Origin of the sequence: Sorangium sp. So ce726 (assembly GCF_051521405.1) — a bacterium.
In the GTDB taxonomy this organism is placed as follows: domain Bacteria; phylum Myxococcota_A; class Polyangia; order Polyangiales; family Polyangiaceae; genus Sorangium.
On sequence record NZ_CP150349.1, the window covers coordinates 11,193,842 to 11,218,446 of the forward strand.

The window sequence follows — 24,605 nt, forward strand, 5'->3', positions numbered from 1 at the left end:
CAGTCATGTCGCAGACCGTAACAACCCTCGACGTCAATACGGCACCCGACGGCGGCCACGGAACGGACTACATCCGGGCCCAGAGCGGGATCATGTCGTGGCTCACCACGGTCGATCACAAGCGGATCGGCCTGATGTACCTCATCAGCACGTTCATCGCGTTCGCGATGGGCGGGGTGTTCGCGCTGATACTCCGGCTCGAGCTCCTGACGCCGAAGACGACGCTCATGAGCGCGAACACCTACAACCAGATGTTCACGCTCCACGGCGCGGTGATGACCTTCCTGTTCATCATCCCGAGCATCCCCGGCGCGCTCGGCAACTTCCTCCTGCCGATCATGATCGGCGCGAAGGACGTCGCCTTCCCCAAGCTGAACCTCCTTAGCCTGTACCTCTACTGGACCGGAGCCCTCTTCACGCTGTCGTCGCTCGTCACGGGCGGCATCGACACCGGCTGGACGTTCTACGTGCCCTACTCGAGCACGGTGACCACGACGTCGGTCCTGAGCGTCACGTTCGGCGTGTTCATCCTGGGCTTCTCCAGCGTGCTCACGGGGCTGAACTTCATCGTCACGATGCACAAGCTCCGGGCGCCCGGGATGGGCTGGTACAAGATGCCGCTCATGCTCTGGGCGATCTACGCGACGAGCATCGTCCAGATCCTCGCGACGCCGGTCCTCGCCATCACGCTCCTCCTGCTCATCGCGGAGCGCGCGTTCCGCATCGGCATCTTCGACCCGGCGCTCGGCGGCGACCCGGTGCTCTATCAGCACTTCTTCTGGTTCTACAGCCACCCGGCCGTCTACATCATGATCCTGCCGGGCATGGGCATCATCAACGAGCTCATCTCGGTCCACGCGCGGCGCAGGATCTTCGGCTACAAGGCGATCGCGTTCTCCAGCGTCGCCATCGCCCTGGTCGGCTTCCTCGTGTGGGGCCACCACATGTTCACCTCCGGCCAGAGCGAGTACGCGGCGATCATGTTCTCGTTCCTGACCTTCCTCGTCGCCATCCCCAGCGGGGTCAAGGTCTTCAACTGGATCGCGACGCTGTGGCGCGGCTCCATCAGCTACAGCGCGCCGATGCTGTACGCGCTGTCGTTCCTCATCCTCTTCTCGATCGGCGGGCTCACCGGCGTCTTCCTCGGGATGCTCAGCGTCGACCTGCACCTGCACGACACGTACTTCGTGGTCGCGCACTTCCACTACGTGATGGTCGGCGGCACCGTCATCGCCTACGTCGGCGGGCTCCACCACTGGTGGCCCAAGATCACGGGGAAGATGTACTCCGAGAGGCTCGCCTCCATCGCGTGCGCGCTCGTCTTCATCGGCTTCAACGTCACGTTCTTCTCGCAGTTCATCCTGGGCAGCCGCGGGATGCCGCGCCGCTACTACAACTACCTGGACCAGTTCCAGCCGCTCCACGCCTTCTCGACCGTGGGCTCGTGGATCCTGGGCCTCGGCTTCCTCGTGATGATCATCTGCTTCGCCAAGTCGCTGCGCTCCGGCGCGCCGGCGCCGGCGAACCCCTGGGGCGGGCTCAGCCTCGAGTGGACCACTGCCTCCCCGCCCATCACCGAGAATTTCGTCCGCACCCCGATCGTGACCAAGGGCGCATACGACTTCAACACGACGGAGAACACATGAGCGCGCACGCCGAGGCCGTCGACCGGCCGAACAAGGCAGGCCCGGTCCTGTCCCCCGACTTCCACGTCGCCCATCATTTCGATTCCGCGGATACGCAGTTCGACGCCGGCAGGATGGGCATCTGGCTCTTCCTGGTCACGGAGATCCTCCTCTTCGGCGGGCTGTTCTGCGCGTTCGCCGTCTTCCGGACCTGGTTCTTCGACTCCTTCGTGGAAGCCCACCACCACCTCGACAAGGTGATGGGCGGTATCAACACGATCGTGCTCATCTGTTCCAGCCTGACGATGGCGCTCGCCGTCCGGTCAGCGCAGAAGAGCGACCGGAAGAAGACCACGGCGCTGCTCGCGGTGACCCTGCTCTGCGCGGCCATGTTCCTTGTGATCAAGTACTTCGAGTACCAGCACAAGTTCCACGACGGCCTCCTGCCCGGGCAGTACTTCACCGCCCAGGGCTTCACCACGGCCCACGCGGGGACCTTCTTCGCCATCTACTTCATGATGACGGGCATCCACGGCCTGCACGTCGTCATCGGGATGGGGCTCATCACGTGGATCCTCATCCGCAACCAGCGCGGTGAGTTCTCGAGCCGTTACTACTCGCCGGTCGAAGGGGTGGGGCTGTACTGGCACCTCGTCGACCTCATCTGGATTTATCTCTTTCCCCTGCTCTACCTGGTGGGCTGAGGCCTAGAGGACAGCATGTCGACACACGCAGAAGCAGCCGGCGCGCACGGGCACGGGCACAGCCATGGCCACGGCGCAGACCACGTGCCTCACGTCCTGCCGCTCAAGGTCTACATCGCCACGTGGCTCGCGCTGCTCGTGCTCACGGTCGTGACCGTGGGCGCGAGCTACGTCGACCTCGGCGCGGCCAACCTCGCGATCGCGATCGTCATCGCGACGGCGAAGGCAGGCGTCGTGGCGTTCATCTTCATGCACCTCAAGTGGGACCAAAAGTTCCACACCCTGATCTTCGCGTCGTCGCTCATCTTCCTGGGGATCTTCATCGGCTTCACCATGTTCGACACGGCCAACCGCGGCCGAGCCGAGGAGATCGAGGCCGAGCGGCCGGCGGACATCAAGGCGCCGTTCGACGGGAAGCGCGCCGGCGACGACTGGCGGATGAAGCGCTTGAAGAAGGCGGCCCCGCCGCCCGCGCACGGCGCGCACGGTGACGGAGCCGAACACGCCAAGTGACCGGCCCGGGGCCGAGCGCCCCGCCGGCACGACGCCGAACGTAATCCAGCCAACAATTCCAAGCCCCGGGTTTCGCTGGGGTTTTTCCTGACAGCCCCCGGATGTGGGCCGGGGCGCACCTCGCGCGTGCTCGCGGCTTTCGTGCGCGGTACAAGGGAGCGGATGCAAGGCAACGTCGGAAGGTTGCTCCGGGATGGACGCCGGACGCCTCGACCGCGCCCTGGAAAGCCCCCCTGTCCGCGCGCGGATGCAATCCTCCTTCCAGCCATGGTCGCTTGACGCAGGGCACGACCCCGCCAAGAGCAGCGCGCCCCCGGCGACGCGCCGGCGGCTCGCGGTCCTGCTCTCCGGGCCGAAGCCCCCCTCCTGGGACACCGCCGACAGGTGGCTGATCCAGCTGCGGTGGGGGGCGATCGCGGGGATGATCGCGACCACGGTCGCGGGCAGGAAGCTCGTCCCCGACCTCGGGCTCGCTCCGCTGATCGTCGGCATCGCCGCGATCGCGGCGGCCAACGTCGCCTGGACCTTCCGGGTCCGGCGCGCGCGCCGGCCGGACGGGGGCGAGCTCTCGGCGCGCGAGCCCACGCAGGATCACGCGCGCGCCCAGCTCGTGGGCGACGTGATCGCAAACGCCTGGATGCTCTGGTTCTCGGGCGGGCTGGCCAATCCATTCGCGGTCTTCCTCGCCTTCCACATCGCCCTCTCCGGCCTCCTCTGCCCGCGGCGCACGACCGTGCTCGTGGGCCTGCTGACGCTGACCGCGATCGCCGTGCTCACGTATGCGACGCCGCTGCCGCTCGACGCGGCGCCGCTCGGGGGCGAGCGCATCCGGCGGCTCGGCGACCTCGTATCGCTCACGTCGCTGACGCTGTTCCTCGGCTTCTTCGTCGTCGTCTACGCGCACAGGCTCGAGGAGCTCCGGCAGCAGAGCCAGCGGAACGAGCGGCTGGCGATGCTCGGGCGCATGGTCGGCGGGATGTCGCACGAGCTCAGCACGCCGCTCGCGACGATCCTCCTCGCGAGCAAGGACCTCGTCGACGTGGCGCGCGAGACGGGCTCCGAGGACGCCGCGCGCATGGCCGAGACCGTGGCCGGCGAGGCGCGGCGCGCGAGCGACATCATCGGGCTGATGCGCGGCCAGATCCGGCTCGATCAGCGGCTGGAGCCGCTGGAGCTCACCCGCTTCGTGCGCGACCTGGCGAAGGTCGAGCTCGCGCGGCTCGGCTACCGCGGCGAGCTCGCGTTCGACACGCCGTGGCCGGTGCAGGCGGACGTGCTGAGGCCGGCGCTCTGCCAGGTGCTCGTCAACCTGCTCGCCAACGCCGCCGAGGCGACGGCCGACTCGGCCGAGCAGCGGATCGAGGTGAGCGTCGTCGAGCGCGGCGACGTCTGCGAGATCGCGGTCTCCGACAACGGGCCGGGGCTCAACCCCGACATCGCCGGGCGGCTCGGCGAGCCGTTCCAGACGACGAAGATGGAGCAGGGAGGCATGGGGCTCGGGCTCTACATCAGCTCGATGATGGCCTCTCGCATGAACGCGGTGCTGCGCATGGAGAGCGTCGAGACCGGCGGCGCGAAGGCGACCTTGCGCCTCCGCCTCGACGGGAGCACGGGCCCCATGGACGCGGATCTCCCCGGCGCGCTGAAGCGCTCCGGGGCCGCCTGAGGTGAAGATGACGCGACGGATCGAGACGGCGCTCCTCGTGGACGACGACGACGCGTTCCGCACCACCCTGCAGGGCGCGCTGCGCCGCCGCGGGGTCGTGGCGAGGACCGCGGCGACGATCGACGAGGGGCTCGTGGCGCTCGAGTACGAGCCGGTGGACCTCGTGGTCATCGACTACCGCATGCCGCGCGGCGACGGCCTCAGCGCGCTCGCCCAGTACCGCAAGCTGCAGCCCGACGCGGCGATCGTGATGCTGACCGGGTTCGGGGACATCCCGCTCGCGGTGGCGGCGATGCGCGAGGGCGCCGACACGCTGCTCAGCAAGCCCGTCGACGCGGACAAGCTGCTGCGCGAGGCCGCGAGCCTCCGGGAGCGCCAGCGGCCCCCGCCCTCGGCGGCGCCGACGCCGCCGCCGGGGAGCCTGAAGCTCGACGATCTCGAGCGCGAGGCGATCCGCGCCGCGCTGAGGGAGTCGGGCGGCGTGGTGGCCACCGCGGCGAAGCTGCTCGGGATCGACCGGCGGACGCTGCAGCGGAAGCTGAAGAAGCTCGGGGGCTAGCCGCGCGCCGGCGCCCTCGGACGGGCGCCCCGGCGCGCCCAGCTAGCGCTTGCCGAGCGCGTCGAGCGCGCCGATGACGTCCCTCACGATGTCCTCGGTCTCCTCGATGCCGACCGACAGGCGGATCAGCGCGGGGGAGATGCCGATCGCCGCGAGCTGCTCGTCGTTGAGCTCGTGGAAGCTCATGATGCAGGGCTGCTCGATGAGCGTCTCCACGCCGCCGAAGCTCGGGGCGATCGCGGCGATGCGCGCGCCGTCGACGACGCGCGACGCCGCCTCTCGCCCGCCGCGCACGGTGAAGCTCACGACGCCGCCGAAGCCGCGCATCTGCTCGGCCGCGACCTTGTGATCCGGGTGCGACGGGAGCCCCGGGTAGAACACCCGCTCCACCGCGGGGTGCGCCTCGAGCGCGCGCGCCACGGCGAGCCCGGTCGCGTTCTGCCGCTCGACGCGGAGCGCGAGCGTCTTCATCCCGCGCCCGATCAGCGCCGCGGCGTGAGGATCCATGATGCCCCCAAGGACGCTCCGCATGTCGCGGATCAGCGAGATCAGCGCGCTCGATCCGGAGACCGCGCCGCCGAGGACGTCGTTGTGGCCGGACAGGTACTTGCTGGCGCTGTGGACCACGAGGTCGATGCCACGGCCGATCGGATCGGAGTTGCAGGGGGTCGCGAACGTCGCGTCGACGACCGTCTTCACCCGCGCCTTCTTGCAGATCTCGGCGAAGCGGGACAGGTCGATACAGTGGAGGTAGGGGTTCGTCGGCGACTCGCTGAGCGCGAAGCGGGTGCGCGGCCGGATGGCCGCCTCGAGCTGATCGAACGCGCCCGGGTCGATCAGCGTGTGCTCGACGCCGAGCCGCGAGAGCACGTTGATCACGAACTGCCGCGTGCGGCGGTACACGTCGCGGAAGAGGATGACGTGGTCCCCCGCCTTGAGGAGCGCGAACGCCGTGGTCGTCACCGCCGCCATCCCGCTCGCGAAGAGCAGGGCATCCTCCGCGCGGTCGAGCGCCGCGATGCGCTGCTCGACCTCGCGCACCGTGGGATTGCCGTAGCGGCCGTATTCCTGCCGCTCGGGATCCGCGTCGCCTCCGGCGAAATAGCGCTCGAGGTCCGCCGTGTCCGCGAAGGTGTAGGTCGCCGTCTGCGCGATCGCAGGCGCGAGGGTGTGGGAGGGGCGCTGGCGGAGTACGCCCGCGTGCACGGCTTCGGTCGAGTTCGGCAGAGCGGTCTTCATGGTGCTGGAGGCCGGATACCACGTGGAACCGACCGTGATAATTGTCGCACTTGACGCGTCGGAAATATAGGGAATACCATCGGTTATGTCGCAACGAGTCGAGCGCCTTGCGGCGGCTATCGACGTACACGCCGAGAACGTCGCCAAATTCAAACGTGGTGAGCTGACCCCCGACCAGTTCCGCCCTCTACGGCTGGCCATGGGTGTCTACGCGCAGCTCGCGCACGTGAAGCACATGCAGCGCATCAAGATCCCTGGAGGACAGCTGACGGCAGAGCAGCTGGAAGCGCTCGCGGAAGTGACCGAGCGGTGGGGTCGCGGGCTAGCGCACGTCACAACACGCCAGGACATCCAGCTGCACTACCTGGAGATCGAGGAGACGATCGATCTGCAGCGCACGCTGGTGCGCGCGGGCGTGACAGCGGTCGGCGCGTGCGCCGACACCCTCCGCAACGTGACCGCGTCGCACCTCGCGGGCGTGGTCGAGGACGAGGTGTTCGACGTGACGCCGTACGCGCACGCGGTCACCGAGCATTTCCTCTTCCACGAGCACAACCGGCGGCTGCCGCGGAAGTTCAAGGTGGGCCTGTCGGGCAGCGCGCGCGATCACGCGCAGATCATGATCAACGACGTCGGCCTCCTGGCCAAGGTCGGCGATCTCGGCCAGGGCTTCGCCATCTACGTGGCGGGCGGGCTCGGCTCGACGCCCGAGGTCGCCCACCTCTGGCGGGAGTTCATCCCGATCGCCGATCTGCTGCCGGCGTGCGAGGCGGTGGTCAGCGTGTTCTTCCGGGACGGCGAGCGAAAGAACCGGAAGAAGGCGCGGCTCAAGTTCCTGATCCGCAAGATCGGCGAGGCCGAGTTCCTGCGCAGGCTGGACGAGGAGTTCGATCGCATCAAGGCGGCGCGGGGCGACGCGCTCGCGGCCGACGTTGTGCGGTATGCGTCCGAGTTCCGGGAGAGCGACCCGCCCCCGCTCGAGCCGTCGCGGGACACGCTGGGCGACGGCGCCTTCGCGCGCTGGAAGCGGACCAACACGATCCAGCAGAAGCAGCCCGGCTACCGGGTGGCGACCGTCAAGCTGCCGCTCGGCGACATCACGGGCGAGCAGCTGAAGCGCCTGGCCGACATCTCCCGGCGCTTCGGCAACGGCGAGGTGCGGGCGACGAACACGCAGAACTTCGTGCTGCGCTGGGTGCCAGAGGCGAAGCTCCTCGGCCTGCACCGCGAGCTCTCGCAGATCGGCCTCGCCGAGGCGGACGCCGGGCACATCACGGACGTGGTGACCTGCCCCGGCGGCGACTACTGCACGCTCGCGATCACGAAGAGCATGGAGGTCGGCACGCGCATCCGGGATCACCTGGTGCCGAACGGCAGCCGCCAGGAGACCGACGACTTCGTCAGCTCGCTCGGCGAGTTCGACATCAAGATCTCGGGGTGCCCGAACTCGTGCGGTCAGCACCACGTCGCGGATATCGGGATGACGGGCCTGATGGTGAAGGGCAAGGACGGCGTCGAGCGCCCGCACTACTCGCTCCGCGTGGGCGGCTGCTGCGGCCCGAGCGCGCGCATCGGCGAGCGCCTCGACGGCCGCATCCCCGAGGAGGAGACGCCCAAGGTCATCGCCGCGATCGCGCGCTTCTACATGGCCGGCCGCGCCGAGGGCGAGAGCTTCCGCGACTTCGTCACGCGCAAGGGCGTGCAGGAGATCACCCGCGCCGGCTTCGCGGCCGCCGAGGGCGCCGTCTGACCGAGCCCCCGCCGTCCCGCGCCGCGCTCAGGAGCGACGGCGCGGGATGAGGGGGGGATCCCCGGCGAACGGGTTCATCGACAGCGCGGCCAGCACGCCGGCCGCCCCTGCCTTCACCTTCTCCATCCCCGGAGCGACCGGCGCGAGCTCCTCGCGCTCCTCCAGGAGCTCGGGGGGGATCTCGAGCATGAACCTGCTCGGCGTCCTCGGCACCATCTTGCCGCGCGAGCCGCGGTGCTTCGCCCGCGTGAGGTAGAGCCGATCGCGGGCCCGCGTGACCGCGACGTAGAAGAGCCGCCGCTCCTCCTCGATGCTGTGGCCGCCCGTGTCGCCGCCCTCCGCGCCGCTCGGCGCGGCGTCCGTGGCGCGCTCGTCGAGGCTGCGCTGGTGAGGCATCAGCCCTTCCTCCAGGCCGATCACGAACACGTACGGGAACTCGAGCCCCTTCGCGCCGTGCATCGTGGTGAGCGTCACCCGGTCGGTGGCCTCCTCTTCCTCGGAGTCCTGCCGCAGGGCGAGCAGCCGCAGGAACTCGGCGAAGCTCGCGCGGTCCCCCTTCCCCTTCTCGTCGCGGCGCGCGAAGACGTTGAGCAGGCCCTCGATGTTGCCCCAGCGGCGCGCCGCGGCGTTGGCCGTGGACGAGCCGGCCATGATGTCTTCCTTGAAGCCGGCGTCGGCGAGGAGCGCGCGGGAGACCTCCGCGGAGGGCTCGCCGCGCTCGAACCGGGCGCGCGTGGCCTCGATGATCCGGAGCAGCTGGCGGCAGCCCTCGATCGCGGCGGCGGTCAGCTCGTGCACGGCGTGCGGCCGCGACACCGCCGTCCAGAGCGTCGCGTCGTGCGCCGTCGCGTACGCGCCGAGCTTGGCCACCGCGACGTCGCCGATGCCCCGCGCCGGGTAGTTCAGGATGCGCCGCAGACACATCTCGTCGCCCGGGTTGAGCGCGACGCGGAGGTAGGCGATGAGGTCCTTGACCTCCTTGCGCTCGAAGAACTGCTGGCCGCCGATCATCCGGATCGGGATCTGCCGCTCCTTGAGGGCCGACTCGATCGCGGCCGCCTGGAGGTTCGAGCGGTACAGCACGGCGATGTCCTTCGGCCGCGCGGCCTCCCGCTCCAGGAGGCGCTGCGCCTCCGTGGCCACGAAGCTCGCCTCGACGTCGGGGTCCACGCAGATGATGGACCGCACCTTGTCGCCCTCCACCCGGGTGGCGATGAGCGACTTCTTGTGCCGCCGGGCGCCGGACTTGGCGAGCACCGCGTTCGCGACGTCGAGGATCGGCTTGCGGGACCGGTAGTTGTGCTCGAGCTTGACGACCTTCGCGCCCGAGAAGTGCTCCTCGAAATCGAGGATGTTGCGCACGTCGGCGCCGCGCCAGGCGTAGATCGACTGGTCGTCGTCGCCGACGACCACCACGTTGCGGTGCTCGCCGCAGAGCAGGCGCAGGAGCTCCAGCTGGGCGCGGTTCGTGTCCTGGTACTCGTCGACGATCACGAAGCGGTAGCGCATCCGCCAGCGCTCGAGGACGTCGGCGCGCGCCTGCCACAGGCGAACCACCTCGCAGATGAGATCGTCGAAATCGAACGCCTGGAACGAGCGCAGCGCCGCCATGTAGCGCGGGTACACGAGCATCGAGATCTCGTCGTAGTCGTCGATGCCCTTGCCCTGCCGCTGCGCCTCGGCCCAGGTCTCGGCGTCGAGGAAGGCGTTCTTGGCGTTCGAGATGCGCGAGAGGATCGCGCTGACGTCGTAGCTCTTGCCGGCGCGGAGCTCGCGGAGGATCTCGCGGATGACCCCCAGGGCGTCGGACTGGTCGAAGATGGCGAAGGAGCCGCCCCGCAGGCCGAGGGCGCGGGTCTCCGCGCCGAGGACGTCGAGCCCGAAGCGGTGGAAGGTGCAGACCTTGAGCTCGCGCGCGACCTTGGAGCCGACGAGCTTGCCAACGCGCTCGTGCATCTCGGCGGCGGCCTTGTTGGTGAAGGTCATCGCCAACATGGAGCGCGCCGGGATGCCGCGATCGAGGAGGCGGGCGATCCGCGTGGTCACCACACGCGTCTTGCCGGAGCCTGCGCCGGCGAGCACCAGCATTGGCCCGAGCTCGTGCTCGACGGCCGCACGTTGAGACGGGTTCAATAAGTCCGACACCGTGCCGTGGCCTAGCCCGGCGCGCGGCGGAGCGGGAGCTTGATTTTGTCGGAGCGCGGAGGAGGCGCGAGATGCCCGCTGGAAAGGCTCAGATGCCGGGCGGCGTGGCGAACTGCCCCGGGAACGGGTTCGCCTCCCGGCGGCGCTGGACCTCGTCGAACGTCCAGGGCGTCGTCCCGCGCTCGTTGAAGAGGGCCACGCCGATCACGCCGACGTTCCTCGTGTCGCCGTGCTTCTGGTTCGCGTAGGAGCCGCGGACCGAGCCGAAGCGGAACGCGGCGACCGTGTCCACGGACTGACGGAAGCCGTCGATCTCGAGCTCGCCATGGGGCTCGATCAGGTAACCGCGCTTGCTGAACGTCGCGGCCTGGCCGTCCATGACGTCGAGGCCGTCGACGGAGACGACGCACTCGAGCCGGGTCGGCGTGAGGTTGCGCAGCACGATGCTGTAGCGCTGGCCGGCCTCGCCGATGACGTGGCTCTTCTCGCCGGCGACGAAGCCGCTCAGGAAACCGCCACCCTCGCCGCGGAGCCCGACAGCGACGGCGCCGCCGGCCAGCGTGAACGCCTGCGGCGACGTGCGGCGGAAGCCGGACGCGCTCGCCATGGCGCGGGCGCCCTCGGCGTCGTTGTAGAACAGGCTCGCGACCACGAAGGGGCGGTTGACGTCGGCCCGGACGAACGGCGCGGTCGAGATGCGCGACACGCGCGTCTCACCCCACTCGGTGCCGAGGCCCGGACGATCGATGGGCTCCGGCGCGACCTGGCTGCTCGGCGCCTTGCGCGCCGCCCCCTCGGCGCGCGAGGCGCCGCCTGTGGCGGAGGGCCGCTCGAACTCCGCCGAAGGCGCCGCGGGCGAGGCGTCGATCGACGGCGGCGCGGCGGGCGCGCCCGGCTCGTCGAACGCGGCGCCGTCCTGGAACCCCTGTGCGCTGGAGGGCTCGGGAGCGCCCGTGATCGCGCGTCCCCCCTTTGCCGTGGAATCCGCCGGCCGGGCCGCGGTGCTGCCGCCGCAGCCGGTGGCGCCCGCGAGGAGCGATATCGCCAAACAAGCCAGCCCGATTCGTCGCATCCGGTTCATGGTCCCTCCACTCCGCATTTGCGGTGTCGACCAGAGAACGGGCTCGACGAGGCTACCTTACAGCCGAGCGCGCCTGCGCCACGGAGGGCGCGGATGGCGGCGCTGGTGCGGGGGACTCGCTCGCCGCGATCCAGCGCTGCGCGAGCGCGAGCCCGAACGCGGCCGACGCGACGGCGAGCGCGCAGACGGCGAGCGCCGAGGCGCGCGACGCAGCACGGGCGACGGGCCGCGCCGGAGGTGCGCGCCGCGTCGCGCGCGCCCTCGGGCGGCGCGAGAGGCGCGCGGCGCCGACCGACGCGGCGAGCAGCGGTCGGCGCTGCGCGTCGGCGGGCGCCTCGCCCCGCGCAGGCGCGCGGGCCGCGGCGGCGTCGGCCGCGGTCGGGGTGAGCGCGATCGCGCTGACCACCGGCGCGGCGCTCGACGGCGATCCGTCGTGCAACCGGACGTGCACCCGGCGCACAGCGGCTTCCATGTCGGCGGCCGTCTGGAAGCGATGCTCGGGCGCCTTCGCGATCGCGCGCAGGATCAGCTGCTCGAGCGCCGCCGGGATCGGCTGCGGCGCGAAGCGCGAGGGAGGAGGAGGCTCCCGCTCGCAGTGCGCGATGCGGAGCGCATCGCCCCGGCCGCGCAGCTCGTCGAAGGGGCCTCGCCCGGCGATGAGCTCGTAGAGGACGAGGCCCATCGCATAGATATCCGCGCGCGGATCGATCGGCTGGGCGGCGCACTGCTCGGGCGCCATCGTCCTGGGTGTGCCGATGACGGCGTCCGGGGCGGTCAGCGAGGCGCTGGCGTGGAGGAGCTTCGCGACGCCGAAGTCGAGGACCTTGAGCGTGCCGTCATCGCACAGGAACAGGTTCTCGAGCTTGAGATCGCGGTGGACGATGCCCGCCGCGTGCGCGAGCGACAGCGCGGACAGGGCCTGCTGGACCAGGTCGAGGGCGGTCGGGACCGCGACCACGCCGAGGCGCGCGAGCTCGGTCCGGAGATCGCGCCCCTCGAGGAGCTCCATGGCGAAGTAGGGGCGGCCGCCGTCGGTCGCGCCGAGGTCGAACACGTCGGGGAGGCCCGGGTGGCGCAGGCGGGCGATCGACCGCGCCTCGGCGCGCAGGCGCGCCGAGAGATCGCTGCGGCCGGCGTGGCTGCGGTGCAGCACCTTCAGCGCGAACCGGCGGCCGAGCGCCCGGTGCTCGACCTCGTACACCTCGCCCATGCCGCCCTGACCGAGCAGGCGCAGTACGACGTACGGCGTGCCGGGGAGCGGCTCACCCTCACCGAGCGCGCGGAGCGGCCACGCGCCTTCGGACGGCTCGCCCTCGCCTGGCGCGCGGAGCGAGCGCGCGCCGGGCGCCCTGGGCGCGAGCGACACCCCGCGCGCGTAGAGCAGCGTGCGCGCCCCGGAGCACGCGGCGGACGCGCCGCTCATCGCGCCTCTCCGACCGCGAGGTGCGTCCGCGCGCTGCGCTCGCCGTCCGGTGGCGCGGCGCGCCCCGCTCCGCCGTGAACCGGCGTCTCCCTGCCCCCGTCTTCGCCCTGCGCCTCCGCGAGCGCGGCGGCCATCGCGTCCGCCGTCTGCCAGCGGAGCCCCGGATCCTTCTCGAGCGCGCGCGCGATGGCGTGATCGAGCGCCGGAGGCACCCAGAGGAGCGAGCGAAGCCGCGGCGCCGGTGTGTTGAGGTGCGCCCGCATCACCGCCATCGAGTCGACCACCGGAAACGGACCGCGCCCGGTGATCGCCTCGAAGAGCAGGAGGCCCACCGCGTACACGTCGGTGCGAGCGTCGACCTCCTCGCCGCGGATCTGCTCGGGCGACAGGTAGCGCGGCGTGCCGAGGACGTTCGAGCCTGTCGACGGCTCCAGCCCCTCGCGGCTCACCTTCGCGATGCCGAAGTCGATGAGCACGGCGTGCTCGGCCTCGGGCACACCGGGCGCGCTCTCCAGATCGGCCACGCCCTGCTCGGCGCAGCTCGCTTGCGCGAGGAAGACGTTCGCCGGCTTGATGTCTCGGTGGACGATGCCGGCGCGGTGCGTCGCCGCGAGCCCGCCGAGCACCTGGATGGCGATGCGCACGGCGGTGGGCGTCGCGAGCGGTCCGCGCGCGTCGAGCCGCTCGCGCATCGTCTCGCCGAAGAGGCGCGGCATGACGAGGAAGGGCCGGCCGTCGCTCGTCACGCCGACCTCCTCGACCTTCACGATGTGGGGATGGCTCAGCGCCGAGAGAGCGCGGCCCTCCTGGACCAGGCGCGCTCCGATCTCGCTCGACCCCTCGTGCATGGCGCGGAGCAGCTTGAGCGCCCGCAGCTGGCCGCGGCGCCCGGTCACCTCGAAGACCTCCGAGCACGAGCCTGCTCCGATCCGACGGAGCACACGGTAGGAAGTCCCCGGCAGCGGCTGTCCGTCTTTCTTTTGCACCATGTCCGTCGACCTCCCTCGCGGGGGCGCGCGGCGGAGCGCCGGCGCCTTCGTTCGGGAAGGGAATCGTCGCTCTCGTTGCAGAAGTTGCGCGAACAAACCGCTCAGATCATCAAAAAACGCGCAATCAACGGATGTGCAGTGGGACGCGCTGCGAGCCGTTCAGGGCTGTACAAGGGGCGCGCGGCCTTCGCTCAGTGATAGAGGAACCACCGGACGCCCGGCTTGATCTCCATATGGTAATGGTCGACGTGCGCCGCATTGAAATTGGGCGTCAGCACGTATGTAAAAATCCCAAGATCCGCCGCTTCGCACACGATGGACCGGAGCTCGCGCGCCTCGGGGAGCTCAGGCTGGGGCGCCCCGTCACCGCAGGTCTTGTCCCCGATGCGGCCGTGGAAGTGGCGCGCGACGCTGATCCAGGTGCCGTCGCGTTTCTTGAGCGCACCGACGTCGATGGCCAGGCCGGCGGGGTGCCGCGTGCCCGGCGGAGCCCACGTGCCGCGCGGCTTCTGCGCGGTATCGCTGCGCAGCGCGACGTCGCCACGGTGCTTGACCGGAGACGTTGTGGCCCGGGTCGGCCCCACGGCTTTGCGCCGAGCAGCGCGGCGCGCTCCGACCTTGCCGGCGGCCTTCTTGGCCGACCCGCTGCGCGCCGCGATCGTCCGCGTCCGTTGGCCAGGAGCCTTGGAAGCGTCGCTTGGATCGGCTTCCAAGACGCCCTTCTCCTTCGGCGCGGCCTGCGTTGCGGCCTTCTCCTTCGGCCCGGCCCCCGCTGCGGCCTTCTCCTTCGGCCCGGCCTCTGTCGCACCCTTCTGCTTCGGCGCGGCCTCCGCCGCCCCCTTCTGCTTCGGCGCGGCCTCCACTGCGGCCCTCGCCTTCGGTCCGGCGTGCGCAGACCCCTTCTCCTTCAGGCGTCGCGGCAGCTCCTCAGGTGCCTTGGACGTCCCATCGAGCGCGCCCTTCTTGCCGAGCTCCACCGGCGGCGCAGGCTCGACCGGCGAGGCCTGCCTCGTCGATTCCTCGCGGGCAGCGCCGTCCGCGGCCTCTGCCTGTTGCACCGTGCTGTCGGCGGCCTTGGCATGAGCGATCGGATGCCCGTGCTCTCCGTCGCCGTCCACGCCCTCGCGGCCGCGCATCGGCACGTTGGGTCGATACATCGTGTAATGGACGACCTCGTCGATATCGTGCCTCGAGAGCACGGCCGCGAAATCGTCGAGGGCGAGCGCGAGGCGCGCGTCCAGGATCTCGAACATGCTCGTCACGCGCTGCTCGGGCGGGAGCACCGAATGAAAGTTCACGCCGTTCAGCCGACCCGTGAGCCGGATCGGAGCGCGCACCCCGGGCGCGTAGTCGACCTTGAGGTACAGGATCTTCCGGCGATCCAGCTCCGCCAGCGCCTCTTCGTTCGTCATGTTGGCGTAGCGGTACGCCGGAGACGCCTCAACGACGCTCGCCTCCGGCGTCATGAGGAACGGCGACGCGGCCGACGCGGGCGCCGGACCGAGCGTCGCGACGGACGCAAGCAGCGCGCAGGCCAACGGCTTCATCAGACAGCGAAGTCGGGAAAACGCCACAGCGGCCGCACTCTAACGTGACCGGGCTGAAAGGCTAGAAAATGAGCGGTGGCTGGACCCGTGTGCAGCACCCGAATCGCGCCGCCCGCAGCGCTGACCGTCGCGGAGGGTCATCGTCGCGGCTAGGCTGAGCGCGCGCGGCCGCGATACGCGGTTACGCGATCCCCGCGTAAGCCCCCGCACCTCGCACTCCCCTTCGCGACGAACACGCCTTGCAGCCGCCCACACCCATCGAACCGAGCCGCGACGCCCGCCCACGTGCCGTCGACACGCCTGGCGCGCCGGCGGACGCGAACGCCGTGCATGCGAGCCTCGGCTCGGGCGAGCGCCCGCGGCCGCCCGAGCCGACCGCTGCGCGCGCGCTCCTCGCCGCTGGCATCACGACCGCCGCCGTGACGGCGGTGTCCTACGCCGCGCCGAAGAGCTACGCCGGCACGCTCGTCGGCCTCACGTTCTTCGCGGCGACGTCCTGGCTCGTGCTGAGGTACGACGAGTCGACGATCCGCGCCCACGGCCTGTCGCTCGGGGGGCTCCTGGAGCCCGTGCCGCTGTCGGCGAGGCGCCTCGCCCGCGCCGCGCTCCACGCCGTCGCCTGGGCGACGCTGGTCGCCGCGATCGTCTTCCCGCTCTTCTGGCTGGGCTACCGGCTGTACTGGGGCGCGAGCTCGCCGTTCATGCTGCGCCCGCCGCCCTCGCTCGCCGACGAGATCGCCGCGCAGCTGCTCGTGGTCGCGCTGCCCGAGGAGGCGTTCTTCCGGGGCTACCTCCAGAGCGCGCTCGACCGCGTCTTCCCGCCGCGCCTCCGCGTCGCCGGCGCGACGCTCGGCCCGGCGTGGCTCATCTCGTCGGCGATCTTCGCGATCGGCCACGTTCTCACGATCCAGCACCCTGCCCGGCTCGCCGTCTTCTTCCCCGCGCTCCTCTTCGGGTGGCTGCGGGCGCGCACCGGCGGCATCGGGGCGCCGCTCGTGTTCCACGCGGCGTGCAACCTCCTCTCCCTCACCCTCGCCCGCGGCTACGGCCTGTCGCCGTGAGCGCCTCGCTCGAGGGCGCGGACCGCGCCTTTCACGGCGCTCCGATGCCCCGTCGCGTCACGCCGGCGGCCGCGACGCCGGCGGGGGTCGCGACGTCGGCGGCGGTCGCGATGTCGGCGACGTCAGCGAGGGTGGCGGCTGCGACGTGTGCGGGCCCAGCGGCAGGCCCGGACCGGGGATGCCCGCGCGCGTGTCGACCGCCCAGAGGACGATCGCGGCGACGACCGGGCCGATGAAGATCCCCGCCGCGCCGAACAGCTCGAGCCCGCCGAAGATGGCGAGCAGCGCGATGAGCGGGTGCATCCCGCCGTGCGAGCTCTGGACCCACGGCCGGATCACGTTGTCCGAGAGCCCGACGACGACCGCCGCAGCGCACATGCCGATGCCCGCCCCGATGCGCCCGACGACGAACAGGTAGATGGCCGCGCCCAGCGTGACCGGCGTGGTGCCGATCATGGGGACGAGCGAGAGCAGCGTGGCCAGGAGGCCGAACAGGAACGCGCCCGGCACCTTGCAGGCAAACAGCGCGATCGTCGTCAGCGTCCCCTGGACGGCCGCCGTCGCGAGCAGGCCGAGGACGGCGCCGTGCACCGTGTCCTGGATCGACGCGAAGAGGACGTCCGTCTCCTCGTTCCTGAACGGCGACTGCGTGAGCAGCCAGCGCAGCAGCAGACCGCCGTCGCGGAGCAGGTAGTAGAGCCCGACGATGAACAGAAACGCATCGACGATCGTCTGCGGCACCGCGGCGACCATGCCGCCCGCGAAACCGGCGATCGAGCTGCCCACCCGCTCGAACAGGTTGCTCACATACGTGCGGACGTCGTCCCCGGACAGGCCGGCCCTGTTGAGGAGCCCCGTTATCCTCCCGTCGTTCAGGAGGCCTTCGACCCGCTCGATCGTGTTCGACCAATCCCGCGAAAAGAAGCGGCTTATCGAGGCGGAGGCCTCGATGACGATCACCGCGAGCGGGATGCACACGAGGATGATCACGCCCACCGTCGAGATCGCGGGCGCGAACTGGCGGAAGCGGCCGAGTCGAGGCGCGAGGCGGCCCTGGAGCGGGGAGACGAGGAGCGCGACCAGGCCGCCGAGCAGGACGGGGACGAGCAGCCCCTTCACCATCCAGAAGAACAGCGCGATGAGCCCCGCCCGGAGGGCGAACGACAGCCATCGATCGGACTGAAAATCTTGCTGCATCGCCGGTTGCGCTCGCTCCTGCGCCGCGCTCAGCGGCGCATCGTAGGCCAAGGTAGGGTGCGCATCCGGCAACCACCAGCGATTTCCGCGTTGCGCAAGCGCGGCGCCGCGGTTCCAGGATACAGTCAGGCTCGGCTGGCGACCGCGGGGGCACACGGCCGCTTCCACAGCCGCATCAGCTGGAGGGAACGAGGATGAGCACGAGCGGAGGCGGGGTTCCACCCGGAGGCGGAGGCTGGGGCAACGCAGGCGGCGGCTGGGGGAATGGCGGCTGGGGGTCGAGCCCGCCCGGCGGCCAGGGCGTGGCGCCGGGCGGCGGAGGCGGCGCATCCTCGTCGGGCGGATACCCGCCGCCGGGTGGGGGATACCCGCCGCCTGGCGCAGGATGGGGCGCGCCCCCCGGCGGCTATGGCGCGCCTCCTGGAGGCGGCTGGGGCCCGCCGCCGGCTCACGGCGGCGGACCGCCTCACGGCGCCCCGGCGCACCCCTGTTCCGACAAGGACCAGGCGACAGCCTTCATGCTCTCGGTGTTTCTCGGGATCTTCGGCGTCGATCGCTTCTACCTGGGCCAGACGGGGCTCGGGCTCCTGAAGCTGTTCACGTGTGGTGGCCTCGGCTTCTGGAGCCTCATCGACACGATCCTGATCGGCACCGGATCCATGCGAGACGCCCAGGGGCTCGTGCTCAGGCGCGACGCGCCCGTCGGTCACCCGACCAAGAGCCAGTCCACGCTGTTCATGCTCTCGTATTTCCTTGGCTACTTTGGCGCAGATCGCTTTTATCTGGGGCAGACCGGGCTCGGCATAGCGAAGCTCTTGACGTGCGGCGGGCTCGGCATCTGGTCGCTGATCGACACGCTGATGATCGGCATGGGCCGCTTCCGCGACGCAGAGGGCAACTCGCTGCGGTTCGACCGCTGATCGAGGGGCACACCGGGTCACAGGGGGAGCGAGCGGGCCAGCGCTACCGAGCCTCGCCGGCCGTCGCGACGCAGCGCGCGGCGGCGCGGCGGCCGCGCTACTCGAGCGCGAGCATCCGCACGGAGCGAGGCACGAGCCGCACCTCGAGCGCCCCGCGGCGCGCCTCGAAGTGGGCGTCGTCCAGCACATCGCGCGCGCGCTGCGCGCTCACGGTGACGCGCGCCACCACGTCCGCGTCTCCGGGGTTCAGCAAGAAGAGCACCCGCGGCGTGCCCGACGCGTCCTCGTGCAGCGTGGCGAACACGCTGTCGGGATCACACGCAAACGCCGGCAGGCCGAGCGCGTCGATGGCGCGGGACACCGCGGAGTCGGCCGCTGCGGGGTCGTCCTGGAGGAGCGCCGGCAGGTTCTGGCCGGGGGCGAGGAGCCGCTTCAGATCGTAGGGCCGCGGCAGCTGGCGGAAGGCGCCGTCGAAGGCGGGCTCGCGGGGGCCGAGCGTGATCAGCGTCCCCTGCCTGGACGTCGCCTCGAGCCACGCGAACAGCTCCGGGCTCAGGCCGCCCGACGTGGCGCAGATGACCCAGCGCGCCCCGACGAGCGAGATGTCGCGATCCTCGCCGCCGACGTGGGCGTAGGGGACGCCGCGCGCGTCGAGCGCCTCCTCGAACGCACGCACGAACGTGTCGGACTCCACCGCGAGCGGGTAACCGAGCCCGAGGTCGTCCTCGAGGCAGCGATCGCGGGCGCCGAAGTTCATGATCGAGAAGAACGCCCCGGTGAGCGGGCCGAAGGCGTGCATCACGCGGGAGAGCCGGCGCTCCGTGCGCGGCGTGACGATGCGCACCGGCGCCGGGCGGCGGAGCTCGTGGAACCTCGTCGCCTCGAGGGCCGCGGAGAGCTTCCGCCAGAAGGCGGCGAAGGGGCGAGGACGGCCGCGCGGATCGATCGGCGCGCCGATCCAGCGATCGCGCTCGACCGCCATGTAGATGTTGTACCCGCGCAGCCCGTAGGCGAGCGCGGCCATCATCACGAACACGCTGTCGCGCTCCTCGAGCGGCGGGAAGAACGGCGGGAAGCCTGCGCCCATCTCGCACGCGAAGGGCGGCAGCGAGAGCGCCTCGCAGCGCACGGCGAGCTCGCTCGTCCGGCGGGCGATGATCTGCCGGCTGCTCGGGCTCGCGATGCTGTAGTAGTCGAGGCCGACGAGATCGACGACGCGCGAGATGCGAGCAGGGTTGAGCGGCGTCGCGTCCTGTCCCATCGGGAAATTGTGCATCGTGGGCAGGCCATCGACGCCCGCCGCGGAGAGCGCCCTCGCGAAGCGCCCCATCGCGGTCTCGAGGAGGTGCTCGTGGAACTCGCTCCAGTCGAGGTGGCGCGCGAGATCGGCCGGCGTCTCGGCGTCGAACGCGACCGGCGGCGTGATCGTGGCGAACCGCAGGTCGCCCTCCTCGACCTGCGCGCGTTCGCGGGCGACCGCGCGCACGAGCGCCGCGCCGACGTCCTCGGTCGCGTCGCCCTCCGGCGCGGGCTCCCCCCTCTTCGTCGCGTAAGCGCGCTGGAGCGCCTCGATCGTCCGGTACTTCTCGCGCAAGAAGTCGCGGTACAGGGAGATCGCGTCCGGGTGGTAATCCTGGTCGTACGCCCCGTCGCGGAAGTAGAGCGCGCCCTCGTTGTCGATCTGCAGGAGCACGATGGGCCCGTCCGGGTAGAGGTGCGGCTTCAGGACCGGGGCGAGCGCGTTGAAATAGCGGGCGACCTCGTCGTGGAATGCGTTGCTCGCGTAGCTCGGGACCGGGAACCCGTACGGCAACATCGGGAGCACGACCGGGTTGTTCCGCGCCGAGCGGGCCTGGCAGCTCGGGTCCCAGATGACGCGCTCGGGGATGCCGAAGCAGGTGAGCTCCGCGTTGATGTGCGGGCCCGGACGCGCGATGACGTAAAAGCCGAGCTCTTGCGCGAGGCGGAGAAAGGCGCCGACGTCGCGGCGCGGATCGAGCCGGCCGAAATCGAACTGCCCCGGGCCGGTCTCGTGAACGGCCCACGGCACATAGATGTCGATCAGGTGAACGCCGAGCGAGCGCGTGGCCTCGAGGCAGGCGCGCCAGTGCTGCGGGTCAAGCCGCCAGTAGTGCACGCTGCCGGCGTACAGCGGGACCAGCTTGCCGCCGATGTCCAGGCCGCCCGGGGCAAGGCGTACCCCCCGCGCGAAACGTTCCTCTGGAGAGCTCGCGTCCTGAGTCGTGGCCACGCGCGCGCACACTAGCAAGGATCGCAGGGAGATCGATACCGCCGCGTTCGGCCCGGCGCGCGCCGGACGGGGCGACGTCGGCTCCACGGCACAGCGCGCACAGCGCGCACAGCGCGCACAGCGCGCACAGCGCGCACAGCGCTCAGCGCAGGATCGTCACCGAGCGCGCCACGAAGTCGTAAACAGGCCCCCAGTAGACCCCGAGCAGCACGGTCGGAATGGCGAGCGCGCACGTCGTCGCGCCAAGCAGCGGCCGCACCGGTGTGGGCTCGGTGCGATCGCTCTTGTCGAGATACATCGTGCGGAGAAGGCGCGCGTAATAGAAGAGCGAGATCACGCTGTTCAGCACGCCGACGACCGCGATAACCCAGCTCCACGCGCCCCCGGCGGCGAGCAGCGCCGAGAAGAGGTAGAATTTGCCGATGAAGCCGGCCATCGGGGGCAGGCCGGTGAGCGAGATGAGGAACACGGCCATCGCCGCGGCGACGAGCGGGGCGCGGCGCCCGAGCCCGCGGAAGGCGGCGAACGTCTCGTCTCCGCCGCTCTTCTCGGCCACGGCCATCACCACCAGGAACGCGCCGAGGTTCATGAAGCAGTAGGTGACGATGTAGAAGGCGATCGCGGCGACGCCGGCGACGCTGAACACCGAGAAGCCGAGCAGCATGTACCCCGCGTGCGCGATGCTCGAGTAGGCGAGCATGCGCTTCACGTTCTCCTGCTCGAGCGCCGACAGGTTGCCGACGGTCATGGTCGCCATCGCGAGGCACCCGAAGAGCACCGGCCACGGCGTGGCGACGCCGGGCGGCGCGCTCCCGGCGCCGAGCGCGTCCGAGAAGAAGCGGATCAGCACCGCGAAGCCGGCCGCCTTCGGCCCCACCGAGAGGAACGCGGTCACCGGGGTCGGCGCGCCCTCGTACACGTCGGGCGTCCACATGTGGAACGGGGCGGCGCTGATCTTGTAGCCGAAGCCCGCGAGCATGAAGGCCGTGCCGACGAACACGACCTCCGGCACCTTGCCCTGCTGCGCGGTGAGCGCCGCGATCCGCGCAGCGCACTCGTCGAGCCGCATCGACGCGGTGATGCCGAAGATCCAGCTCATCCCGTAGAGCATGATCCCCGACGCGACGCCGCCGAAGATGACGTACTTGAGCGCCGCCTCGCTCGACTTCGCGTCGTTGATCTTGAAGCCCGCCAGCACGAAGCTGATGACGCTGACGAGCTCGAGCGACAGGTAGATGAGCAGCAGGTGGCGGCTCGCCGCCATCAGGTTCATGCCCAGCGAGAGCACGAGGATCAGCGTGAAGAGCTCGCCCGAGTCGCGGCGGAGCTCGGGCTCGATCCCGGGGGCCGGCGGGGGCACCGAGAAGAGGACGATCGCCCCGGTGACGAGCGCGAAGATCACGCGGAAGAGGTTCGAGAAGCGATCGAACGCGAGCAGGCCGTGGAAGAGCGCGCGAGGGCCGGCGTCCGTCGCCAGGAAGTACGCGCCCAGCCCGCCTGACCAGGCGAGCGCTGCGAGGCTGAGGATCACGAGGCCGGCGAGCTTGAGGCGCGCCGGGGACGCGAGGTCCCACACGACGAGCAGCAGGGCCGCGGCGATGAGGCCGAGCTCCGGCGCGAAGTAGGCGAGGCTCGCCACGTTGTCGAGGGTGCGGGGTTCCACGGCTTACCTGGCGCTGGCGAGGGCGCCCTGGCCCGGCGAGGCGCCCTCCTCCGGGGCGCCCGCGCGGGCGTACGCGGCGCCGCCCGCGCTGTCTACGCTTGGCGCGCCGGCGATCTGCGACTGCCCCGGCCTGTCGACGAGGCGGTGCACGTCGAGGGCCCCGCGATCGATGAGGCTGAGCAGCGGGCGCGGCCAGAAGCCGAGGACGAGGACCAGCGCCGCGAGCGGCGCGATCGACGCGAGCTCTCGCCCGCTGATCTCCGGGAACTTGCCGCCGAACGGCTCGAGGTACTTGCTCTGCCGCCACGACGCGCGGAACGTGCCGAGGAACATCCGCTGGAGGGCCCAGAGGTGGTAGGCCGCGGTGATGATGACGCCGACGGCGGCGAGGATCGTGAGGGCGCGGTAGCGCGGGAAGGCGCCGATGAACGTCATCGCCTCCCCCCAGAAGCCGGACAGGCCGGGCAGGCCGAGCGACGCCATGAACGCGAAGCCGACGAGCGCCGTGTAGAGCGGCATCTCCGAGGCGAGGCCGCCGAACCTGTCGATGTCGCGCGTGTGCACGCGGTCGTAGACCACGCCGACCAGGGTGAAGAGCATCCCGGTGATCAGGCCGTGGTTGAACATCTGGACGAGGCAGGCCTGGATGCCCTGCGGCGTCATCGCGCCGAGCGCCAGCAGCGTGAAGCCCATGTGGCTGACGGAGGAGTACGCCACGAGCTTCTTCAGGTCGCTCTGCGCCATGGCGCAGAAGGCGCCGTAGAGGATGTTGACCACCCCGAACACCGCCATGGCCGGCGCGGCCCACTGCGTCGCCTCGGGCAGCAGGGTGAAGTTGATGCGGAGGATGCCGTAGGTGCCCATCTTGAGGAGCACCCCCGCGAGGATCACGCTGATCGCGGTGGGCGCCTCCACGTGGGCGTCCGGCAGCCAGGTGTGGAACGGGAACATCGGGATCTTGATCGCGAACCCGACGAACAGCCAGATCCAGACCACCTTCACCGCGGCGACGCCGAGGATCGTGAGCCCCTGCGCCGCCCAGGCGACCCGCGAGAGCTCCGGGATCGAGAAGATGCGCTCGGTGGCCTGGCCGTCGACCAGGTAGGTGTGGCCAGCGTTCAGGTAGAACCAGATGAACGCGAGCAGCATGAAGACGCTGCCGGCCAGCGTGTAGAGGAAGAACTTGATCGCCGCGTACTCGCGCCGCGGTCCGCCCCAGATGCCGATGAGGAAGTACATCGGCAGGAGCATCACCTCCCAGAAGACGAAGAAGAGGAACAGGTCGAGCGCGATGAAGACGCCGAACATCCCCGTGACGAGGAGGTTGTACATCGCGAAGTAGCCCTTGAGCTGGTCGTGGACGCTGTAGCTCGCGAGGGCGCCCACGAACGAGATCAGCGCCGTGAGCAGGACCATCGAGATCGACACGCCGTCGACGCCGACGAAGTACTCGACGTTCAGCGAGCGGATCCACACGCCGTGCTCGATGAACTGGTAGCCGTCGTTCCCGTCGACCCGGGTGAAGCCCCTGTCGAACTGCGCGTAGAGCCACGCCGCGAGGACGAGGTTCACGCCCATCAGCACGACGGTCATCAGCCGGAGCTTCCTGTCGTCCTGGAAACGCAAGAGGTGCGCGAGGAAGACCGCGACCACGCCGAGCAGCGGCAGGAACGTCAGGATCGAGAGGATGTGGTCGCCGACGAAGCCGAGGCTGCTCCCGCGCTCCGCGTGGATGCCCATCGCGACGGTCCGCGCTACCTCCAGCACGCCGGCCGCGCCGGCCGCCACCGCGTCGGACTCGACGACGACGTGCCCGTAGAGCTCGCGCGCGCGCACGCCCGCGGTCTTCCACCGGACCACGGCCTTCCGGCTCGCGCCCGGCGGGAGGGTCGCCGAGGTGCCGCCTCCGTCGAGCTCCACGCTGACGCCCGGCGGGACGCGCGGGTCCTCGGGGGACGTCCGCACGATCACCCGCGTCACCTTCAAGGGGCCGTCGCCCTGGTTCTCGATCGTGAACGAGCCGACGTGGTCCGGCCCGCTCGCGGCGAGCTCGACCGGCGCGCCAGGCGGCTCCGCGCGCAGCGCGATCTGGCCGCGCGGCCCGGGCGCCCTCGGCGCGTCGAGCGTCTGCGCCAGCGCCGGCGGCGCCGCCCCGAGCACGACGGAGAGCACGACCAGGAGGGGGATCAGGAGCTTCATCGAGGTGGACCTGGCCGATCTCGCGAGGGCGAATCCACGGCGCATGCTGACGATGGAGAGGTTCGACATCGGC

Annotated in this window: 18 protein-coding genes; 8 read left to right on the forward strand and 10 right to left on the reverse strand. The window is 70.8% G+C overall.

Features of this window, described 5'->3' with window-relative positions:
• Window positions 1-5: 5 nt before the first annotated feature.
• From ctaD to WME79_RS41760, 5 genes are all read left to right on the forward strand, one after another.
• Window positions 6-1,646, forward strand: a complete 1,641-nt coding sequence (gene ctaD, locus WME79_RS41740) for a cytochrome c oxidase subunit I (RefSeq protein ID WP_437526731.1) — start codon at window positions 6-8, stop codon at window positions 1,644-1,646.
• Entirely contained in the window at window positions 1,643-2,329 is a 687-nt protein-coding gene (locus WME79_RS41745) for a cytochrome c oxidase subunit 3 family protein (RefSeq protein WP_437526733.1), read from the forward strand. The genes ctaD and WME79_RS41745 overlap by 4 nt, the downstream gene beginning before the upstream one ends.
• A 15-nt stretch (window positions 2,330-2,344) precedes the next feature.
• Window positions 2,345-2,842, forward strand: coding sequence for a cytochrome C oxidase subunit IV family protein (locus tag WME79_RS41750; RefSeq protein WP_437526736.1), 498 nt, complete (start codon window positions 2,345-2,347; stop codon window positions 2,840-2,842).
• 193 nt (window positions 2,843-3,035) lie between these two features.
• Window positions 3,036-4,508, forward strand: a complete 1,473-nt coding sequence (locus WME79_RS41755) for a sensor histidine kinase (protein WP_437526739.1) — start codon at window positions 3,036-3,038, stop codon at window positions 4,506-4,508.
• Between the two features lie 7 nt (window positions 4,509-4,515).
• Window positions 4,516-5,067 (forward strand): response regulator transcription factor, encoded by a 552-nt coding sequence (locus tag WME79_RS41760; RefSeq protein ID WP_437526742.1) that lies wholly within the window; start codon window positions 4,516-4,518, stop codon window positions 5,065-5,067.
• A gap of 42 nt (window positions 5,068-5,109) precedes the next feature.
• On the opposite strand, the gene WME79_RS41765 is transcribed toward WME79_RS41760, so the two are convergent.
• The gene (locus WME79_RS41765; protein ID WP_437526745.1) at window positions 5,110-6,306 is read right to left on the reverse strand and encodes a trans-sulfuration enzyme family protein; all 1,197 of its coding nucleotides are present in this window, start codon (window positions 6,304-6,306) and stop codon (window positions 5,110-5,112) included.
• Between the two features lie 199 nt (window positions 6,307-6,505).
• Here WME79_RS41765 and WME79_RS41770 point away from each other — a divergent pair, with 199 nt between their 5' ends.
• Window positions 6,506-8,056: a nitrite/sulfite reductase gene (locus WME79_RS41770; RefSeq protein ID WP_437526748.1), complete on the forward strand. Its 1,551-nt coding sequence runs from the start codon at window positions 6,506-6,508 to the stop codon at window positions 8,054-8,056.
• Between the two features lie 27 nt (window positions 8,057-8,083).
• Here WME79_RS41770 and WME79_RS41775 read toward each other — a convergent pair whose 3' ends face one another.
• The 5 genes from WME79_RS41775 to WME79_RS41795 form a co-directional block, all read right to left on the reverse strand.
• Window positions 8,084-10,201, reverse strand: coding sequence for an ATP-dependent helicase (locus WME79_RS41775; protein ID WP_437526751.1), 2,118 nt, complete (start codon window positions 10,199-10,201; stop codon window positions 8,084-8,086).
• A gap of 88 nt (window positions 10,202-10,289) precedes the next feature.
• The gene (locus tag WME79_RS41780; protein WP_437526753.1) at window positions 10,290-11,282 is read right to left on the reverse strand and encodes a hypothetical protein; all 993 of its coding nucleotides are present in this window, start codon (window positions 11,280-11,282) and stop codon (window positions 10,290-10,292) included.
• A 52-nt stretch (window positions 11,283-11,334) separates the two neighbouring features.
• Window positions 11,335-12,705, reverse strand: coding sequence for a serine/threonine-protein kinase (locus WME79_RS41785; protein WP_437526755.1), 1,371 nt, complete (start codon window positions 12,703-12,705; stop codon window positions 11,335-11,337).
• Window positions 12,702-13,694, reverse strand: coding sequence for a serine/threonine-protein kinase (locus tag WME79_RS41790; RefSeq protein WP_437526758.1), 993 nt, complete (start codon window positions 13,692-13,694; stop codon window positions 12,702-12,704). The genes WME79_RS41785 and WME79_RS41790 overlap by 4 nt, the downstream gene beginning before the upstream one ends.
• Before the next feature lie 191 nt (window positions 13,695-13,885).
• A complete protein-coding gene (locus tag WME79_RS41795; protein WP_437526760.1) occupies window positions 13,886-15,241 on the reverse strand; it encodes an extensin family protein in 1,356 nt (451 codons plus the stop codon).
• A gap of 239 nt (window positions 15,242-15,480) precedes the next feature.
• On the opposite strand from WME79_RS41795, the gene mrtC reads away from it, so the two are divergent.
• The gene (gene mrtC, locus WME79_RS41800) at window positions 15,481-16,302 is read left to right on the forward strand and encodes a myxosortase MrtC (RefSeq protein WP_437526763.1); all 822 of its coding nucleotides are present in this window, start codon (window positions 15,481-15,483) and stop codon (window positions 16,300-16,302) included.
• Between the two features lie 57 nt (window positions 16,303-16,359).
• On the opposite strand, the gene WME79_RS41805 is transcribed toward mrtC, so the two are convergent.
• On the reverse strand, window positions 16,360-17,499 hold the full coding sequence (locus WME79_RS41805; RefSeq protein WP_437526766.1) for an AI-2E family transporter: 1,140 nt from the start codon (window positions 17,497-17,499) through the stop codon (window positions 16,360-16,362).
• Window positions 17,500-17,693: 194 nt separating this feature from the next.
• Here WME79_RS41805 and WME79_RS41810 point away from each other — a divergent pair, with 194 nt between their 5' ends.
• On the forward strand, window positions 17,694-18,419 hold the full coding sequence (locus WME79_RS41810; protein WP_437526769.1) for a TM2 domain-containing protein: 726 nt from the start codon (window positions 17,694-17,696) through the stop codon (window positions 18,417-18,419).
• Between the two features lie 97 nt (window positions 18,420-18,516).
• Here WME79_RS41810 and WME79_RS41815 read toward each other — a convergent pair whose 3' ends face one another.
• From WME79_RS41815 to WME79_RS41825, 3 genes are all read right to left on the reverse strand, one after another.
• On the reverse strand, window positions 18,517-20,670 hold the full coding sequence (locus tag WME79_RS41815) for a beta-galactosidase (RefSeq protein WP_437526772.1): 2,154 nt from the start codon (window positions 20,668-20,670) through the stop codon (window positions 18,517-18,519).
• Window positions 20,671-20,812: 142 nt separating this feature from the next.
• Entirely contained in the window at window positions 20,813-22,333 is a 1,521-nt protein-coding gene (locus WME79_RS41820; RefSeq protein ID WP_437526774.1) for an NADH-quinone oxidoreductase subunit N, read from the reverse strand.
• A 3-nt stretch (window positions 22,334-22,336) separates the two neighbouring features.
• Window positions 22,337-24,601, reverse strand: coding sequence for a complex I subunit 4 family protein (locus WME79_RS41825; RefSeq protein ID WP_437526777.1), 2,265 nt, complete (start codon window positions 24,599-24,601; stop codon window positions 22,337-22,339).
• Window positions 24,602-24,605 lie beyond the last annotated feature (4 nt).

Excerpts from the sequence above, each read along its gene's own strand:
- ctaD (WP_437526731.1), top strand. The coding sequence starts at position 6 with ATGTCGCAGACCGTAACAACCCTCGACGTCAATACGGCACCCGACGGC.
- WME79_RS41745 (WP_437526733.1), top strand. The coding sequence starts at position 1,643 with ATGAGCGCGCACGCCGAGGCCGTCGACCGGCCGAACAAGGCAGGCCCG.
- WME79_RS41750 (WP_437526736.1), top strand. The coding sequence starts at position 2,345 with ATGTCGACACACGCAGAAGCAGCCGGCGCGCACGGGCACGGGCACAGC.
- WME79_RS41755 (WP_437526739.1), top strand. The coding sequence starts at position 3,036 with ATGGACGCCGGACGCCTCGACCGCGCCCTGGAAAGCCCCCCTGTCCGC.
- WME79_RS41760 (WP_437526742.1), top strand. The coding sequence starts at position 4,516 with ATGACGCGACGGATCGAGACGGCGCTCCTCGTGGACGACGACGACGCG.
- WME79_RS41765 (WP_437526745.1), bottom strand. The coding sequence starts at position 6,306 with ATGAAGACCGCTCTGCCGAACTCGACCGAAGCCGTGCACGCGGGCGTA.
- WME79_RS41770 (WP_437526748.1), top strand. The coding sequence starts at position 6,506 with ATGGGTGTCTACGCGCAGCTCGCGCACGTGAAGCACATGCAGCGCATC.
- WME79_RS41780 (WP_437526753.1), bottom strand. The coding sequence starts at position 11,282 with ATGAACCGGATGCGACGAATCGGGCTGGCTTGTTTGGCGATATCGCTC.
- WME79_RS41785 (WP_437526755.1), bottom strand. The coding sequence starts at position 12,705 with ATGAGCGGCGCGTCCGCCGCGTGCTCCGGGGCGCGCACGCTGCTCTAC.
- WME79_RS41790 (WP_437526758.1), bottom strand. The coding sequence starts at position 13,694 with ATGGTGCAAAAGAAAGACGGACAGCCGCTGCCGGGGACTTCCTACCGT.
- WME79_RS41795 (WP_437526760.1), bottom strand. The coding sequence starts at position 15,241 with ATGAAGCCGTTGGCCTGCGCGCTGCTTGCGTCCGTCGCGACGCTCGGT.
- WME79_RS41805 (WP_437526766.1), bottom strand. The coding sequence starts at position 17,499 with ATGCAGCAAGATTTTCAGTCCGATCGATGGCTGTCGTTCGCCCTCCGG.
- WME79_RS41810 (WP_437526769.1), top strand. The coding sequence starts at position 17,694 with ATGAGCACGAGCGGAGGCGGGGTTCCACCCGGAGGCGGAGGCTGGGGC.
- WME79_RS41825 (WP_437526777.1), bottom strand. The coding sequence starts at position 24,601 with ATGTCGAACCTCTCCATCGTCAGCATGCGCCGTGGATTCGCCCTCGCG.